Origin of the sequence: Amycolatopsis sp. NBC_01307, from assembly GCF_035975215.1 — a bacterium.
In the GTDB taxonomy this organism is placed as follows: domain Bacteria; phylum Actinomycetota; class Actinomycetes; order Mycobacteriales; family Pseudonocardiaceae; genus Amycolatopsis.
On sequence record NZ_CP108403.1, the window covers coordinates 2958655 to 2975072 of the forward strand.

Annotated in this window: 7 protein-coding genes (1 of these 7 running past the window's edge); 4 read left to right on the forward strand and 3 right to left on the reverse strand. The window is 74.1% G+C overall.

Features of this window, described 5'->3' with window-relative positions:
* Positions 1-7110: the final stretch of an SDR family NAD(P)-dependent oxidoreductase gene (locus tag OG439_RS12435; RefSeq protein ID WP_326949538.1), read on the forward strand. 20475 nt of this gene lie to the left of the window's left edge; only the last 7110 of its 27585 coding nucleotides appear in the window; the start codon falls outside the window, past its left edge; its stop codon occupies positions 7108-7110.
* A gap of 57 nt (positions 7111-7167) precedes the next feature.
* On the opposite strand, the gene fbaA is transcribed toward OG439_RS12435, so the two are convergent.
* The gene (gene fbaA, locus OG439_RS12440; protein WP_326945215.1) at positions 7168-8199 is read right to left on the reverse strand and encodes a class II fructose-bisphosphate aldolase; all 1032 of its coding nucleotides are present in this window, start codon (positions 8197-8199) and stop codon (positions 7168-7170) included.
* Positions 8200-8445: 246 nt separating this feature from the next.
* Between fbaA and eno the strand changes: the two genes are divergently transcribed.
* Entirely contained in the window at positions 8446-9732 is a 1287-nt protein-coding gene (eno, locus tag OG439_RS12445) for a phosphopyruvate hydratase (RefSeq protein ID WP_326949539.1), read from the forward strand.
* A gap of 27 nt (positions 9733-9759) precedes the next feature.
* Here eno and OG439_RS12450 read toward each other — a convergent pair whose 3' ends face one another.
* Entirely contained in the window at positions 9760-10386 is a 627-nt protein-coding gene (locus OG439_RS12450; RefSeq protein ID WP_326949540.1) for a MerR family transcriptional regulator, read from the reverse strand.
* A gap of 201 nt (positions 10387-10587) precedes the next feature.
* Between OG439_RS12450 and OG439_RS12455 the strand changes: the two genes are divergently transcribed.
* A complete protein-coding gene (locus tag OG439_RS12455; protein WP_326949541.1) occupies positions 10588-11988 on the forward strand; it encodes a class I adenylate-forming enzyme family protein in 1401 nt (466 codons plus the stop codon).
* 82 nt (positions 11989-12070) lie between these two features.
* Here the strand turns inward: OG439_RS12455 and OG439_RS12460 are convergent, their stop codons facing one another.
* Positions 12071-13246, reverse strand: a complete 1176-nt coding sequence (locus tag OG439_RS12460; protein ID WP_326951534.1) for a CaiB/BaiF CoA transferase family protein — start codon at positions 13244-13246, stop codon at positions 12071-12073.
* 214 nt (positions 13247-13460) lie between these two features.
* Between OG439_RS12460 and OG439_RS12465 the strand changes: the two genes are divergently transcribed.
* Entirely contained in the window at positions 13461-16286 is a 2826-nt protein-coding gene (locus OG439_RS12465; RefSeq protein WP_326949542.1) for an ATP-binding protein, read from the forward strand.
* The last annotated feature ends 132 nt before the right edge of the window (positions 16287-16418 follow it).

Below are 16418 nucleotides of genomic sequence, written 5' to 3' on the forward strand. Positions count from 1 at the left end.
GACGTCTTCTCCCGCCCCGAAGGCGACCACGGCAGCTGGACGCGGCACGCGACCGGCGTCCTGGAGCCGTCGACCGGCACGGCCGCGACCGACGTGACCCGCCCGGCCGACGCGATCCCGGTCGACGCCGACTACGAAACCCTCGCCGCGCTCGGCCTCGGTTACGGGCCCGCGTTCCAGGGCCTGCGCCGGCTCTGGCGCAGCGGCGAAGACGTCTACGCCGAGATCGAACTGGGCGAGGACACCGCCGCGTTCGGCCTGCACCCGGCGTTGCTCGACTCGGTTCTGCACGCGGTGGCCCTCACGGCGGACCATGCCCGCCCGCACGTGCCGTTCAGCTGGCGCGGCGTCCGGCTGCACGCCGCCGGGGCGTCGTTCCTGCAGGCCCGCATCACCCCGGCCGGGACCGACACGGTCTCCCTGGCCCTCGCGGACGCCGACGGCAACCCGGTCGCCACGGTCGACGCCGTGACGTTCCGGCCCGCCGCGGTCACCCGCGCCCGGTCCGCCGTCAAGGATGCGCTGCTGCGGCTCGACTGGATCCCGGCCACAGCCGCGCCGAGCACGTCGTCCGTGGTCCTCGAAGGCACGCTGGCCGACCTGGCGGAGGTGCCGGACCACGTCGTCGTCCCGATCACCGGTGACGACGTCCACGAGGTCACCGCCGGGGCGCTCACCCTGGTCCGCGACTGGCTCGCCGACCCGCGTTTCGCCGACGCGAAACTCGTCTTCCACACCCGCGGCGCCACCGACGGCACCGACCTCGCCGCGGCCGCCGTCTGGGGGCTCGTCCGCTCAGCGCAGACCGAGCATCCGGACCGCTTCCTGCTCGTCGACGGCGAACTCGCCTTCGCCGCCGGAGAACCGCAGGTCCGCGTGCGTGACGGCGAGCTGGCCGTGCCGCGCCTGGTGCGCGCCGACGTCACATCCGAGCCGTGGACGTGGGATCCCGAAGGGACCGTCCTGATCACCGGCGGCACCGGGGGACTGGGCCGGCTGCTGGCCCGGCACCTGGTGCGGGAGCACGGCATGCGGCACGTGCTGCTGGTCAGCCGCAGCGGCCACGCCGACGACCTGATCGACCTCGGCGCCGAGGTGACCGTCGCGCGCTGCGACGTCACCGACCGCGCCGCGCTCAAGGGCATGATCGACGGCCTCGAGCACCCGCTCACCGCCGTCGTCCACGCGGCCGGCGTCCTGGACGACGCGACCGTCGAGACCTTGACCGACGACCAGCTCCACCGCGTCCTGCGCACCAAGGCGGACGCCGCCTGGGCGCTGCACGAGCTGACCGCCGACCTCGCCGGGTTCGTGCTGTTCTCCTCGATCGCCGGCACCATCGGCGGTGCGGGCCAGGCGAACTACGCCGCGGGCAACGCGTTCCTGGACGCGCTGGCCCACCACCGCGCCGCGCTCGGGCTGCCCGCCGTCTCGCTGGCCTGGGGCCCGTGGTCCGGCACCGACGGCATGACGGCGGACCTCACCGACGCCGACGTCCGCCGGATGGCCCGCGACGGCATCTCGGTCCTCACGGCCGAGGACGGCCTGGAGCTGTTCGACGCCGCCCTCGGTGCCGGAACCCCGGCGCTCGCACCGGTCCGGCCGGCCGCGTCGGCGACCGGCGAGGTCGCGCCGCCGCTGCGGGGGCTGGTCCGCGCGACCACCCGCCGCGCCAAGACGGCGAGCACCGGCGAGCTGGGCCGGCGGCTGGCCGGGCTCACCGGGGCCGAACGCCGGGACGTCGTCGCGGACCTGGTCGCCGGGCAGGTCGCCGCGGTGCTCGGGCACGCCGACAGCACGTCGATCGACCCCGGCCGGGCGTTCTCGGCCATGGGCTTCGACTCGCTCACCGGCGTCGAGCTGCGGAACCGGATCGCCACGGCGACCGGGCTGCGGCTGCCCACGACGCTCGTCTTCGACCACCCGAACGCGGCCGCGCTGACGGCCCATCTGCTCGCCGAACTGGTCGGCACGACGGAAACGGCCGCGGAAACGCGTCCGGTCCGGGCAGCCGACGACGACCCGATCGTGATCGTCGGCATGGGCTGCCGCTACCCGGGCGGCGCCGGCTCCCCGGCCGAGTTCTGGGACCTGGTCGCCGCCGGGACCGACGCGATCGGCGGCTTCCCGGCCGACCGCGGCTGGGACCTCGGCGCGCTCTACGACCCGGACCCCGACCACGCGGGCACGACCTACACCCGCGAAGGCGGTTTCCTGCACGCCGCGGCCGAGTTCGACGCCGCGTTCTTCGGGATGAGCCCGCGCGAGGCCGTCGCCACCGACGTCCAGCAGCGGCTCCTGCTGGAGACGTCGTGGGAGGCCCTGGAACACGCGGGGATCGACCCGGTGAGCCTGCGCGGCTCGTCGACCGGCGTGTTCGCGGGCGTGATGTACAGCGACTACGGCGGCCTGCTCACCGGCGGCGAGTACGAAGGCCAGCAGGGTTACGGCAGCGCCCCGAGCGTCGCCTCCGGCCGCGTCGCCTACACCCTCGGCCTCGAAGGTCCGGCGGTCACGGTGGACACGGCGTGCTCGTCGTCGCTGGTGGCGCTGCACTGGGCGTCGCAGGCCCTGCGGGCGGGGGAGTGCTCGCTCGCCTTGGCCGGTGGCGTGACGGTGATGTCCACCCCGGCCACGTTCGTCGAGTTCTCGCGCCAGCGCGGGCTGTCCCCGGACGGCCGGTGCAAGGCGTTCTCCGACGACGCCGACGGCACCGGCTGGTCCGAGGGCGTCGGCCTGCTGGTCCTGGAACGTCGCTCGGATGCGCTCCGCAACGGCCACGAGATCCTCGCCGTGGTGCGGGGTTCCGCGGTCAACCAGGACGGCGCGTCCAACGGCCTCACCGCCCCGAACGGCCCCTCGCAGCAACGCGTGATCCGCCAGGCCCTCGCGAGCGCCGGACTGTCCACTTCGGACGTCGACGTCGTCGAAGCGCACGGCACCGGCACGAAACTGGGCGACCCGATCGAGGCGCAGGCCCTGCTGGCCACCTACGGCCAGGACCGTGAAACGCCTCTGTTGCTGGGCTCGGTGAAGTCGAACTTCGGGCACACGCAGGCCGCCGCGGGTGTCGCGGGGATCATCAAGATGGTCGAGGCGATGCGCCACGGAATCGTGCCGAAGTCGCTGCACGTCGGCGAGCCATCGTCCCATGTGGACTGGGACGCGGGCGCCGTCGAGCTGGTCGGCGAAACCCGCGGCTGGCCGGAGGTCGGCCGGGCGCGGCGGGCCGGGATCTCGTCGTTCGGGATCAGCGGCACCAACGCCCACGTGATCATCGAGCAGGCTCCCGAGCCGCTCGCCGCACCGGCCGCCGGACTCGCCGTCTGGCCGCTGTCCGCGCGCTCCGCCGCGGCGGTCCGGGCCCAGGCCGCGCGGCTCGCCGGCGTCGTCGACCGTCTGGACGCGGGCGACGTCGGCCGGGCGCTGGCCCTGCGGTCACCGTTCGCGCACCGCGCCACGGTGGTCTCCGAAGACCCGGTGGCCGCGCTGGCCGCGTACGTCGAGACGGGCCCGTCCGCCGACGTCGTCGAGGGCACAGCATTGACCGGGCCGACCGCGTTCCTGTTCTCCGGACAGGGCGCGCAGCGACCGGGGATGGGCCGCCGGCTGGCCGAGCGGTTCCCGGTGTTCGCCACGGCGTTCGACGAGGTCCTGAGCCTGCTGGCCCCGGACGTCCGGGCCGCGTTGGACACCGATCTCGTCGACCGCACGGAGTACACCCAGCCCGGCCTGTTCGCGTTCGAGGTCGCGTCGGCGCGGCTCCTCGAGTCGCAGGGCGTGCGCCCGGACTTCGTCACCGGCCACTCGGTGGGGGAGATCGCGGCCGCGCACATCGCCGGCGTGCTGACGCTCGAAGACGCGTGCACGCTGGTCTCCGCCCGGTCGCGCCTGATGGGCGCGCTGCCCGAAGGCGGCGTGATGGTCGCCGTCCGGGCGTCCGAGGCGGACGTCTTGCCGCTGCTGAGCGACGGCGTGGACATCGCGGCGGTCAACGGTCCCGAGTCGGTTGTGTTGTCCGGCCTCGAAGACGCCGTCGAGGCGGTCGCGTCGAAGTTCGAGAAGCAGCGGCGGTTGCGTGTGTCGCACGCGTTCCACTCGCTGCTGATGGAACCGATGCTGGCCGAGTTCGGCGAAGTCGTCGCGGGTTTGGAGTTCTCGACGCCGGCCGTGCCGATGATCGCGGCGGGCGACGTGACGTCACCCGGGTACTGGGTCCGGCAGGTGCGCGACGCGGTGCGCTTCGCCGACGCGGTCGACCGGCTCGCCGAGTCCGGTGTGACGCGGTTCGTCGAGGTCGGCCCGGACGCGGTGCTCGCGAGCCTGGTCGACGTCCCGGGCGCGCTCGTCGTCCCGGTGGCGCGCCGCGACCGCGACGAGGAGCGGACGTTCCTGACCGCCCTGGCCGAGCTGTACGTCTCCGGCGTCGACGTCGCCTGGTCCACCCCCGGGCCGCGGGCCGACCTGCCGGGCTACCCGTTCGAGCACCGCCGCTTCTGGCCGCCCGTGCGCCAGGGTGACGCGCGTGGCAGCGCCGGGCACCCGCTGCTCGGCGGCGTGCTCGACCTGGGCGCGTCCGGCACCGCCGTCTGCACCGGCCGGCTGTCCGCGGCGGCCCAGCCGTGGCTGGCCGACCACACGATCTTCGGCTCGATCGTGCTGCCCGGCACGGCGTTCCTCGAACTGGCCCGCCACCTCGGGACGCAGGTGGGCTGCGACCGCGTCGACGAGCTGACCCTGCTCGCCCCGCTGGTCCTGCCCGCCGACGGCGCCGCCACGATCCAGGTGTCGGCCGGCCCGGCCGACGATGCCGGGAACCGGCCGGTCGAGGTCCACTCCCTGCTCGAAGGCGGCACCTGGACCCGGCACGCCACCGGCGTGCTCACCCCGGCCACCCCGGCACCCGCGTCCGACACGGGCGAGTGGCCACCCGCCGGAGCGTCGCCGGTGGATCTCACGGACGCCTACTCGCTGCTGGCGGACCGTGGGTTCGACTACGGCCCGGTGTTCCAGGGCCTGACGGCGCTCTGGCGACAGGGCGACGAGCTGTTCGCCGAGGTGCGGCTCGACGACCCGGAGACCAGCGCGTTCGGGCTGCACCCGGCGTTGCTCGACGCCGCCCTGCACCCGAGCATGGTGGCCGACCCGGACGGCAAGCCCGCCCTGCCGTTCACCTGGCGCGGCGTGTCGCTGCACCAGACCGGCGCGGCGGACCTGCGCGTCCGGCTGGCTCCGGCGGGCCCGGACACGATCGGCATCACCATCACCGACCCGGCGGGCGCACCCGTGGTGTCGGTCGACGGCCTCACGGTCCGCGAACCGGCCGCCGACCAGCTCCGGTCGAGCCACCTCTACCGGCTCACCTGGACCCCGCTGTCGGCGATCCCGGCGGCCGAGGTGACCGCCCCGGACCACACGCTGACCGACCCGGCCCGCGCGCTCGACGACTTGGCCGCCCTCGGCGTGGACGGCCCGGTCGTGGTCACCGTCCCGGCGTACCCGGGCGGCCCGACGGTCGCGACCCGCGCCGCGACCACCGCGGTCCTGGCGTTGCTGCAGGCCTGGCTGGCGGACCCGCGGTTCGACGACGTCCTCGTCCTGCGCACCAGCGGGGCCCTGACCGGCGACGACCTCGCGGCCGCCGCGGTGTGGGGCCTGGTGCGCTCGGCGCAGCAGGAGAACCCGGGCCGGTTCGTCCTGGCCGACACCGACGATTCGCTGCCCTTGCGGGACTTCCTCGGTGCCGGCGAGCCGGACCTGTCCATTCGGGACGGAGCCGCGTCGGCCGCCCGGCTCGATCGCGCCACCACCGGCCCCGACGTCACGGAGTGGGACCCGGAACGCACGGTCCTGATCACCGGCGGCACCGGCGGTCTCGGCGCCCTCGTCGCGCGGCGGCTCGCCGCGGCCGGTCAGCGGAAGTTGTTGCTGGTCAGCCGATCCGGCGTCGCCGAAGCCGGGCTCGAAGCCGACCTCCGTGCGCTGGACGCCTCGGTCACCGTCGCCGCCTGCGACGTCGGCGACCGAGCGGCACTCGCCGCGCTGCTCGACGGCGTCGACCTCACGGCCGTGGTGCACGCCGCGGGGGTGCTCGACGACGGCGTCCTCGGCTCGCTGACGCCGGACCGCTTCGAGACGGTGCTGCGGCCCAAGGCCGACGGCGCGTGGCACCTGCACGAACTCACGGCCGCCCACGACCTCGCGGGCTTCGTGCTGTTCTCCTCGCTCGCGGGGACGCTCGGCGGCGCGGGGCAGGCCAACTACGCCGCGGCGAACGCGTTCCTCGACGCCCTCGCCGTCCACCGCCACGCCCACGGCCGGCCCGCGGTCTCGCTGGCGTGGGGCCCGTGGACGCCGGAGGCGGGCATGACCGCCGCCCTGCCCGACGCCGAGATCCGGCGCTTGGCCCGGGCCGGCGTCGAGCTGCTGGCGGCCGACGACGGGCTGGCCGTGTTCGACGCGGTCCGCGCGGGCGGCGACCCCCTGGCCGTGCCGGTCCACCTGAACCTGCCGGTGCTGCGCGGCCAGGACGTCCCGCCGGTGCTGCGCAAGCTGGTGCCGCCGCGGCGGACCGCGGCCGCGGCCCCGGCCCGGGCGGACCTCGCGCCGCGGCTGGCCGGACTGTCTCCGGCGGACCGCATCGAGGTGCTCCTGGAGGTCGTGGCCGACGCGGTGGCCGTGGTGCTGGAACACGGGCCGGCGGACGTCGTCGGGCCGGACCAGGCGTTCACCGAACTCGGCTTCGACTCGCTCACCGCGGTCGAACTGCGGCGGCGGCTGGAGGGCGCCACCGGGCTGCAGCTGCCGGCGACGCTCGCGTTCGACCAGCCGACCCCGCGCGACCTCGCGGCCTACCTCGCCGAGCTGGTCGCCCCGGAGGAGAAGCCGGAGCAGGCGATCCTCGCCGACCTCGCACGGCTGGAGAAGGTGCTGCAGGACGCCGTGCTCGACCCGGGTTCGCACGAGGAGATCGCGACGCGGCTGGAGCAGCTGCGCGGCACGTGGAGCGCCCGCGAAGACGTGGAGGGCGACGGCTTCGACTTCGACGCGGCCAGCGACGAGGACGTCTTCGCACTGCTGGACGAGAAGCTGAGCGCCGACTGGGACTGACACGCGCGAAGGGGCGGCACTTTCACGTGAAAGTGCCGCCCCTTCGTCGTTGTGGTCTTACTTGAGCTTGGTGCCGGCGGAGCCGAGGGCCTGGCAGGCCTCCACGATCCGGGCGGCCATGCCACCCTCAGCGGCCTTGAGGTAGGAGCGGGGGTCGTAGAACTTCTTGTTGCCGACCTCGCCGTCGATCTTCAGGACGCCGTCGTAGTTCTTGAAGAAGTGGTCCACGATCGGGCGGGTGAACGCGTACTGCGTGTCGGTGTCCACGTTCATCTTCACCACGCCGTAGGAGACGGCTTCGCGGATTTCTTCCGGCAGCGACCCGGAGCCGCCGTGGAAGACCAGCTCGAACGGCTTCGACCCGGCGTCGAGGCCGAGCTTCTTCGACGCGGCTTCCTGGCCGCCCTTGAGCACGTCCGGGCGCAGCTTGACGTTGCCCGGCTTGTACACGCCGTGCACGTTCCCGAACGTCGCAGCCAGCAGGTAGCGGCCGTTCTCGCCCGAACCCAACGCGTCGATGGTCTTCAGGAAGTCGCCTTCGGCGGTGTAGAGCTTCTCGTTGATCTCCGCCTCGACACCGTCCTCTTCGCCGCCGACGACGCCGATCTCCACCTCGAGGATGATGTTCGCGGCCGCGGTCTTGGCCAGCAGCTCCTGCGCGATGACGAGGTTCTCGTCGAGGTCGATGGCGGAGCCGTCCCACATGTGGGACTGGAACAGCGGGTTCTGGCCGTTCTTGACGCGTTCGGCGGAGATCTCGATCAGCGGGCGGACGAACCCGTCGAGTTTGTCCTTGGGGCAGTGGTCGGTGTGCAGGGCGACGTTGACGTCGTAGCGAGCGGCGACGACCTGCGCGAATTCGGCGAGGGCGACGGAGCCGACGACCATGTCCTTGACTTTTTGGCCGGAGGCGAACTCGGCGCCGCCGGTGGAGAACTGGATGATCCCGTCGCTCTCCGCTTCGGCGAAGCCGCGGATGGCGGCGTTCACGGTTTCGGACGAGGTCACGTTGATGGCGGGGTAGGCGAACTCGTTCGCCTTGGCCCGATCCAGCATCTCCGCGTAGACCTCGGGGGTCGCGATGGGCATCGGTCAGGTCCTCTCGATCTCCGGCTGGGGAACCCGTCGAACATAGCGTGACGGCCGGTGCGCGCCGGGCCGCTGTGACCCATCGCTGGGGTTTTCCCCAGTGGGGGACGCGGTACAACGGGTCGGCTCGGCGGCCGGCGACGACGAAGTCGCACCCGCCGGGTGCGAGTGGTGTCGACGACGACCTTCCCGTAACCGAATCCCAGGGTGCGCCGAAGTCGTGGGCACCCGCCGCCGAGGAGTGAAATGACTGCCATCGTCCAAGTCACGGGCCGGGAGATCCTGGACAGCCGGGGCAATCCGACCGTCGAGGTCGACGTCGAGCTGGCCGACGGCTCGTTCGGGCGCGCGGCGGTGCCCTCGGGCGCGTCGACGGGCACCCGGGAGGCGGTCGAGCTGCGCGACGGCGACCCGCACCGGTACCTGGGCAAGGGCGTGACCGGCGCGGTCGCGGCCGTGAACGGCGAGCTCGCCGGCGCGGTCATCGGCCTCGACGCCGACGACCAGGCCGCCGTCGACCGCGCGATGATCGAGCTCGACGGCACGGCGAACAAGGCCCGCCTCGGCGCGAACGCCATCCTCGGCGTCTCGCTGGCCGCCGCGAAGGCGGCTGCCCAGACCCACGTGCTGCCGCTCTACCGCCACCTCGGCGGCGCCGACGCGCACCTGCTGCCGACGCCGATGATGAACATCGTCAACGGCGGCGCCCACGCCGACAACGGGATCGACTACCAGGAGTTCATGATCGCCCCGGTCGGCGCGACGAACTTCGCCGACGCCGTCCGGATCGGCTCGGAGATCTTCCACACGCTGCGCAAGATCCTCCGCGACGCCGGGCACAACACCAACGTCGGCGACGAGGGCGGCTTCGCCCCGCAGCTCGGCTCGGCCGACGAGGCACTCGACTTCGTGGTCCGCGCCGTCGAGAAGGCCGGCTACGTGGCGGGCGACGACGTCGTGCTCATGCTCGACCTCGCGGCGTCGGAGTTCTACGAGGAGGGCGTCTACCACTACCGCGGCGAAGGGCGGAAGCGCTCGGCCGAGGAGCACGTCGACTACCTGGCCGGCCTCGTCGACCGGTACCCGATCGCGTCGATCGAGGACGCCATGGCCCAGGACGACATCGCCGGCTGGCAGCTCGTCACGCGCGCGCTGGGGGAGCGCTGCCAGCTCGTCGGCGACGACGTTTTCTGCACCAACGTGGAGCTGCTGAAGCACGGCGTCGAAAACGGCGTCGGCAACGCGATCCTGGTGAAGGTCAACCAGATCGGCACGCTCACCGAGACGCTGGAGGCCGTCGAGGTCGCCTACCAGGCCGGGTACGGCGTCGTGCTCTCGCACCGGTCCGGTGAGACCGAGGACACCACCATCGCGGACCTCGCGGTCGCCGTCGACTGCGGCCAGATCAAGACGGGTTCGCTCTCCCGCGCCGACCGCACGGCCAAGTACAACCAGCTGCTGCGGATCGAAGAAGACCTCGGCAGCACCGCCGTGTACGCGGGCCGGCACCCGCTGACCCGGAAGGCGCGCTGAGGAAAGACCGCGGAGGCCTGGCGCGAGTCAGGCCTCCGCGGTTTCCGCCCGGACCACGTTCACGAGCGCGAGGTGGCGGAGCCCGGCGAAGAGCCGTTCCCCGAGCAGGGTGGTGATCAACGCCGTCTCGGCGGGCCGGCGGGCGGGCCCGACGTCCGCGATCAGCCCGGCGTCGACCTCGGCGGTCGCCCGGGCCAGGGCGGCGTAGTCGGCGAGCTTGCCGGTGACGGCGCTGTGGCCGAGGGCGTGGAAGGTGGCCAGGACGGTCACGAGGTTCGCGATGCTGGGATCGGTGGCGTCCACGGTGCCGCCGTCGTGCTCGCCCAGCAGGGCCCGGACCCGGTCCAGCGCCCACGCCCGGGCGGCCTCGCCGGTCGGGCGCGTGCTGACCCGGCCGTCCTGGGCGACGCCCAGCACGACGGGGGAGGCGTGGCCGGAGTCGAGGGCGGCCAGCACGGCGGCCACTTCGGCCAGCGAAAGGCCGCCGATCTCGCGGAGCGCGCAGACGAGCCGGAGCCGCCGGAGGTGCTCGTCGGAGTACTGCGCCTGGTTCGGCCCGATCCGGCGCCCCGCAGGCAGCAGGCCCTCACGCAGGTAGTACTTGACGGTCGCGACCGGCACCCCCGACTCCGTGCTCAGCTCAGCCATCCGCATGTGCCGGTACCCCTTCTCCGTCTCCCTGCCCGCGCACGGGAGACCCAGTGGATCGCGGACTCTCGGCGGCTGCCCAGCACCGGGCGGAAAATCTAGTGCGATGCCCACACCTCGCCACCCGTCCGGCCGGTACTGGACAAATCCTTGAACCCCATCGGCGAGACTCGGGCCAGGAGCTTGCCGGCGACGAAGGGGCGGGCCATGGCCACCATCTGCGGGACCGACGCCGCGTACACCCTCGACGAGCTCGAGGCGGACGCCGCGGGGATCGCGGCCGAACTGACCGCGCGGGGTCTCGGGCGCGGCGATCGCGTGCTGCTCAAGGCGGACAACTCGATCGGCTACGTCACGGCGGTGCTGGCCCTGGTCCACCTCGGCGCGTCGATCGTGCTGATCGACCACCGGGACAGCCCGGCGGCCACCTGCGACGTCCTCAGCCGTGCGAAGGTCAAGGCGTGCCTGGTGGACGACGCCGCCGCGGCGGCGAGCGTCGCCCCGGTCCCGGCGATCCTGCTGCCGGAACTGGCCGCGGCCGCCCGGCCGGTGCCGGGCGGTATCGACGCCGCGGCGTGGGCCGCGCTGCCCGACGGCCTGCTCATGTCGTCCTCGGGGTCGACCGGGCGGCCGAAGGTGGTCGTGAAGTCCGGCGCCGTGTTCCTCGCCAACCTCCGGCGCACCGCGGACACCCTCGGCTACACGCGTTCCGACGTCCTCGCGCCGTTCCTGCCGTTCTCCCACCAGTACGGCCTGTCGATCGTGCTGCTCGCCTGGCTGGTCCGCTGCTCGCTGGTGGTCGTGCCCTACCGCCGGCTCGACCACGCGCTCGGCCTGGCCGGGCTGCGCGGCGCTACCGTGCTCGACGCCGCGCCCTCGACCTACCGCAGCATGCTGAACATCACCCGGCAGCGGCCGGTCCTGCGGGCCGCGCTGCAGCGGGCGCGGATGCTGTGCGTCGGCGCGGCGCCGCTGAACCACCGGCTGGTCGCGGAGTACCGCGCGGAGTTCGGGAAGCCCCTGCTGGACGGCTACGGCAGCACGGAACTCGGCAACATCTCCTTCGCCGTGCCCGGCAACCCGGTCGCCACCGGCCGCCCGGTCCGCGGGGTGGACGTCCGCGTCGTCGACGACTCCGACGCCGCGGTCGCGCCCGGCGAGGTGGGCGAGCTGCTCGTGCGCACCCCCGACCTGCCGACCGGGGTGCTGGACGACGCCGGCGAGGTGGCACCGGAGCCGGGTGGCTGGTTCCGCACCGGCGACTTCGGCCTGCTCGACGGCGCCGGCAACCTCCACGTCCTGGGCCGCAAGCGCGCGGTCCACCGGATGGGCTACACCCTGTACCCGGACATGATCGAGGCACGCGTCGCGGAGGCGGGCTGCTGCGCGAAGGTCGTCGCGGTCCCGGACGAGCGCCACGGCAGCCGCCTGGTCGCCTTCGTCGAGGACGAGGCCGGCCACGCCCCGGCGTACTGGCGCGAGCGGATGGCCCGGATCCTGCCGCCGTACGAGGTCCCCAACCGGGTGGTCGTGGTCGACAGCTTCCCGCTCAACCGCAACGGCAAGCCGGACGGCCGCCGCCTGGAAGAACTGGCGGCCACCGCCTAGCGCGAGCACCGGGAAAGCCCGCTTGAGTGGTCTGCCGCGTCTCGTCGTGAGTGGTCAGGGCGGTTCTAACCGCCCTAACCACTCACGACAAGCCGCGCCGTCGCAGGTCCGCGGCGTCGAAGCCGAACTCCGTGAGCACCGCGTCCGTGTGTTCGCCCAGCGCCGGGATGGGGTCGAGGCGCGGCGGGCGGCCGGGCACCGTCACCGGCGGCAGCGTCATCCGCAGCGGTCCCACCGGCGAGCCGACCTCGGCGAACCGGTCGCGTTCGGTCAGCTGCGGGTGCTCCAGGACCTCCGGCAGCTCACGGCGGCGGGCGTGCGCGATCCGGCCCTCGCTCAGCCGCGCCGCCAGCTCCTCGCCGGTCAGCGTGGCGAAGATGGCACCGATCTCCCGCTCCAGCTCGGCCCGGTGGGCGACACGGGCGCTGCCCGTCGCGAACCGCTCGTCGGACGTCCACTCGGGACGGCCGACCGCGTGCCGGCAGAACGCGGCCCACTCCCGGTCGTTCTGCACGGCCAGCACCAGCTGCGTGCCGTCGCCGGCGGCGAACGTGCCGTACGGCGCGATCGCCGGGTGGCTCGTGCCCGCCCGCGGGGGTGGGGTGCCGCCGAAACCCGTGTAGTAGAGCGGGAAACCCATCCACTCGATCAGCGCGTCGAACAGGCTCACCTCCAGCTCGGTGCCCTCGCCGGTGCGTTCGCGGTGGAACAACGCCGACAGGATGCCGGAGTAGGCGTACATCCCGGCCCCGATGTCGGCCGCCGGGATGCCGCTCTTCGCCGGCTCGTCCGCCGTGCCGGTCACCGACACCAGCCCGGCTTCGGACTGGATCAGCAGGTCGTACGCCTTCGCGTCGCGGTACGGGCCGGTCGAGCCGTACCCGGAGATCGAGCACGTGATCAGCCCCGGCCGCGTCGCCCGCAACGCGGCGGCGCCGAGCCCGAGCCGCTCGGCGACGCCGGGGGCGAAGTTCTGCACGAAGACGTCGGCGCCGTCGATCAGCCGGCCCATCACCTCGGGCGCGGCCTCGTGCTTCAGGTCGAGCGTGACGCTCTCCTTCGACCGGTTCAGCCAGACGAAGTGGCTCGAAAGCCCGCGGACGGTCTCGTCGTAGGCCCGCGCGAAGTCGCCGCTGCCCGGCCGCTCGATCTTGAGCACCCGCGCGCCGAGGTCGGCCAGGTGCCGCGTGGCCAGCGGCGCCGCGACCGCCTGCTCGCAGGAGACGACGGTGACGCCGTCGAGCGGGAGGGAAGCCAGGGAAGACACCGCCGCATCCTGTCACCTCACCCGGACGCGGGCGGGGTGACCGGATCCCGAGGTCCGGCCAGTAAGGTGATCGAAGGGTTTCGGCCCTGTTCGGTGCCGGCCGCGACGGCGGCGTCCCGAGCGCCGGTACGCGAGCGCAAGGCGGTGCGACCCACCGCCCGGCACCGCGCCGGAAACCCCGCATCGCAGCTGAGACTGGAGATCCGTGGCCCTACGCAGCGGCCTCCGGGCCTTGCCCGGGACAGAACTGGCCGGCCGGGAGTGGGAGGTCCGGCTGCTCGCCGACCGGGCCCGGGCCGCCGCCGTCGGCGCGGGGCAGGCGGTCCTGCTGCGCGGGCCCGCGGGGATCGGGAAGACGAAGCTGCTCGCCGCCGCGCTCGACGAGCTCGACGGGATCGCCGCCACCGTGCTCACGGTGGCCTGCCCGGACAGCGGGGTCGCGGCCTACGAAGCCGTCCGGGCGCTGTTCGAGCCGCTGCAGCCGGCCGGCGCCGCCGCGGCCGACCTGCTCACCGGCAGCGCCCGGCTGGCGTTGCCGGCCCTCGTGCCCGCGCTGGGCGAGGGCCAGGGCAGCGCCGACACCTACTCCGTGATGCACGGCCTGCACTGGCTCACCGCCGGCCTGGCCGCCCGCGGTCTCGTGGTGCTCGCGCTCGACGACGTCCAGTGGTGCGACGAGACGTCCCTGCGGTGGCTGGGGTTCCTGCTGCGCCGCGCGGAAGACCTGCCGCTGCTGGTGCTGATGACCCAGCGGACCGGGCCGGACGAGCCCGTGCCGGAGGTGCTCGGCGAGATCGGCGCGGCCCTGAGCTGCCTGACGGTCGACCTGGCGCCGCTGTCCCCGGACGCCGTCGCCGACGTCCTGGAGTCGGCGTTCGGCGCGGCGCCGGACCCGGTCTTCGCCGCCCGCGTCCTCGACCTCACCGGCGGGAACCCGTTCCTGCTCGACCGGGTCGTCAGCCGGGTCCGGGACGAGGGGACGCCGGGCGCCGAGCGCGTCGCGCTGCTCGAACGGATCGGCCGCGAGGTCGTGGCGCGGCCGCTGCTGGACCGGCTGCCGGAAGGCGCGTTCGCCGTGGCGCGCGCGATCGCCGTGCTGAGCGGGGAAGACCTGGAGACGATCGCCGCGCTCGCCGGGACCCAGCCCGGCCCGGCGAGCGGCGCCGTGCGGGCCCTGCGCGCCGGCGAGCTGCTGGCGCCGGACCGGCTGGACTACGCGCACGACCTGATCCGCACCGCGGTGCTGGATTCCGTGCCGCCCGCCGAGCTGGCCCGGCTGCGGGAACGCGCGGCCGTCCTGCTCAACGACCGCGGCCGGCCCGCCGAGGAGGTCGCCGTCCACCTGCTGCTGCTCGACTCGGTGCCGCAGCCGTGGATGGTGAACGTGCTGCGCGACGCCGCCGTCTCGGCCGAGGGCCGGGGCGCGCCCTCGGCCGCCGCCCGGTACCTGACCCGCGCGCTGCGGGCCGACGAGGACGACGTCGCCGTGCTGGTGCACCTGTCCCGGGTGCAGGGGCAGCTGGACCCGGCGTCGTCCCTGCGGCACCTGGAGCGGGTGCTGGGCCTGGTGACCGATCCGCGCCGCCGGGTGCCGGTCGTCATGCAGTACACGATGATCTCGCTGGCCGCGCAGAACTCCCAGCGGGCCTACGCGCTGGGCGAAGAGGCGCTGGACGCCCTGGTCGCGGCCGGTGGTCCGGACCCGTCGCCCGCCGACCGGGCCCTGCGGATGCTGCTCGAGTCCGCGCTGCTGCTCTCGGGCCTCGACGAGAAGTCCGGCGTGCCCCGGGTCAGCGCGCGGCTGCGCGACGTCACGCCGCCGGCCGGCGACACCGCCGAGGAACGCCAGCTGCTCGGCATGCTCTCGTCGCTGGGCACGCTGCAGGGCCGGCCGGCGGCCGAAGTGGCCGACCAGGCGAGCCGGGTCCTGCTGATCGGCGACGTCGCCCCCGGCGGCTGGGCCGTGCTGGGCGCCGTCCTCTCGCTCTACCTGGGTGACCACGGCGAGCCGGCGCTGACCGCGATCAACGAGCTGCTCAACCACGCCCAGAGCCGCGGCGAGGCGTGGACCTACGCCCTCGGCGCGAGCACCCGCGCGCTGATGCACGAGTTCACCGGGAACCTCGCGGAAGGGCTGTCGGACGCGCAGTACTCGTTCGACGTCGTCACGCAGGAGCGGTGGGCCCCGGGTGTCTCCATGCCGCAGGCGGCGCTCGGCGCGATGCTGGTCCGCCAAGGTGACCCGGTCCGCGCCGAGGAGGTGCTGGACACGGTGACCCGGCCGCGGCTGTCGGAGTTCACCCTGGAGTACCACTGGTTCCTGATGGCCCGGGCCCGGGCGCGGGCGGCGCAGGGCGACGTCGAAGGCGCGCTGACCGTGCTGCGTACATGCGGGGACAGCCTGCGCGGCAGCGGCATCGGCAACCCGGTGCTGGCGCCGTGGTGGTACGACTCGGCCGAGCTGCTGGCGGGCCTCGGCCGGGTGGCCGAGGGCGTGGCCGTGCTCGACGAGGTCGAGCCGGCGGTCCGCCGCTGGGGCACCACGCGGGCCCTCGGCATGCTGGAGACCGGCCGCGGGGTGCTGGCCGACGGCGACGCGGCGATCGAGCGGCTGTCGGCGGCCGCCGACGTGCTGGCCGGCTCGCCCGCCAAGCTGGAGCTCGCGAAGGCCGAATACCTGCTGGGCCGCCGGCTGCTGCGCCGGGGCGACACCGAGGGCGCGCGGGAACGGCTGCGCCGCTCGATCGACCTGTCCGTGCTCAGCCGGGACAGGCAGCAGCTCGGGCTGGCGCTGCCGGCGCTGACCGAGGCGGGCGGGCGGATGCGCAGCGGGACCGACTCGCCGGCGGACGCACTGAGCGGCAGCGAGCGGCGGGTCGCCGAGCGGGCCGCGACCGGCGCGACCAACCGGGAGATCGCCGAGTCGCTGTTCCTCACCCAGCGCACCGTCGAGGTGCACCTGACCAGTGTCTACCGCAAGCTCGGCATCAAGGGCCGGGCGGATCTCGCGGAGGCCCTGCGCACCTGGTGAGCCGCGGTATCCCTTACCCGCCGTCACGCATTGCCCGCTTGTGCCACCCGGAATGGCCAAGGGGGACGGAAATGCCCGTCCGGCGGCCACGGCGTCGGCGGATGCCGTAGTGCGGAGCTAGCCTCCCTGGTG